This window comes from Blastocatellia bacterium (assembly GCA_035275065.1).
Lineage (GTDB): Bacteria > Acidobacteriota > Blastocatellia > UBA7656 > UBA7656 > DATENM01.
In genome coordinates this window covers 1-1,294 of sequence record DATENM010000151.1, presented here as the reverse complement: position 1 = coordinate 1,294, position 1,294 = coordinate 1, and the positions used below count along the sequence as shown (strand labels likewise).

Below are 1,294 nucleotides of genomic sequence, written 5' to 3'. Positions count from 1 at the left end.
AGGGATATCTGGGTAGATCGTGACCCCTGTGATATGGTTTTGGCAAGTACGCGTGATGGGCGAGAGAGAGGTTGAGAGGTTTCCAATTCAAGAGAGCACCGGCGAGTGAGGGAGCTTGGATTTGGAGGATCTGCAAGGGGCTTTTCCATTCTTTGCCTCGGTTGGGACGGACGAGATTAAAGTAGCGCCAGTAGGTAGTGACTTTGGCGAAGAAGTGCGCGGGGCTGTGGAACTGTTCGCGATCGAAAAACTCGTCTTCAACCAGGCGATGAACCGTTTCAACGTCGCTTTGCCAGGTGTAACGCTTGGGAGGAATGAAGCGGTGATCAGAGCCCAAGGCGCGGACGGTCGAGGGCAGACCGCGTTGCTCTTTGTTTTCCTGGAACTCGCCGCCATTATCGGTCTGCCAGACCAGAGCGCTGAGATCGACGCCATACAGAGCCAGGTGTGCGCTGAGTTGTTCAGCCAGGAAGACGGCGTAAGTTTTGGAGAGCTCATCAGCGTAGGCGGTGAAGCAGGCGCCGGAGACGATTTCCCGAGCGGTGTACTGGAAGCGAGGCAGTTTGAGATGCATCATCTGGGGCCAATAAAAGGGGATGTCCTGCAGGAATTTGGTGTCGGCGGAGAGCTGGCCAAAGAGCTTCCATGCCCGTTTAACCGAGCGCAGCAGCTTTTTGGTCACCGGCTTTTTCTTGCGCGGCCTACTGAGGCCATGCTGACGAATGATGCGGGCGACGGCATTATGGCTGACCTTGAGATCGAACTCGCGGACCAGCCGTTCAGCGCCAAAGCCGGTTTGCCTTCTGAGTTTGACGATCTGTCCTTCCAAACTGGAGGCGGTCTTATGAGGGCAGCGCTTGGGCGCGCGGGATCGCTCGGCCAGCGAGGAAGGTTTACCGGGGACGGCACGCCGCAACCACTTGCGCACGGTGTTGCGGGTACAGCCAAACTCTCGGACGGTAGCCTTGATGCCATGCTCACGAGCAAAGCTAACGATCTTCTGATGAAGCCAGTGACGATCTGTGCGCATACGATACAACTCAAAATAGCGGCAGTGCACCCTCGGAAGATCGGCACCGGGCGCTCGGCTGTTCGGCCTTCGGCTGCGGCGGCCCAGGGTCCCCTCGCTCCGCTCGGCCAGCGGCTCGCGAGCTAGGGCTCGCAAAGCCGAGCCACTGGCCCCGATGCCGCCGATCCTCAGACCTCACTCAACACTCGGCGCAGCTCTTTCATTCGTGCCGCACTCAATACTGTTAGCTTTTGGAGGGGGTCACGATGTACCCAGCTCTTCCCA

1 protein-coding gene is annotated in these 1,294 nt (G+C 58.4%); it reads right to left on the bottom strand.

Translation table 11 applies throughout. From position 1 onward, the window contains the following. Window positions 1–1,030 (bottom strand): hypothetical protein (locus VJ464_28085; protein HKQ09014.1); only part of this gene is annotated, 1,030 nt, incomplete at its 3' end. Window positions 1,031–1,294 lie beyond the last annotated feature (264 nt).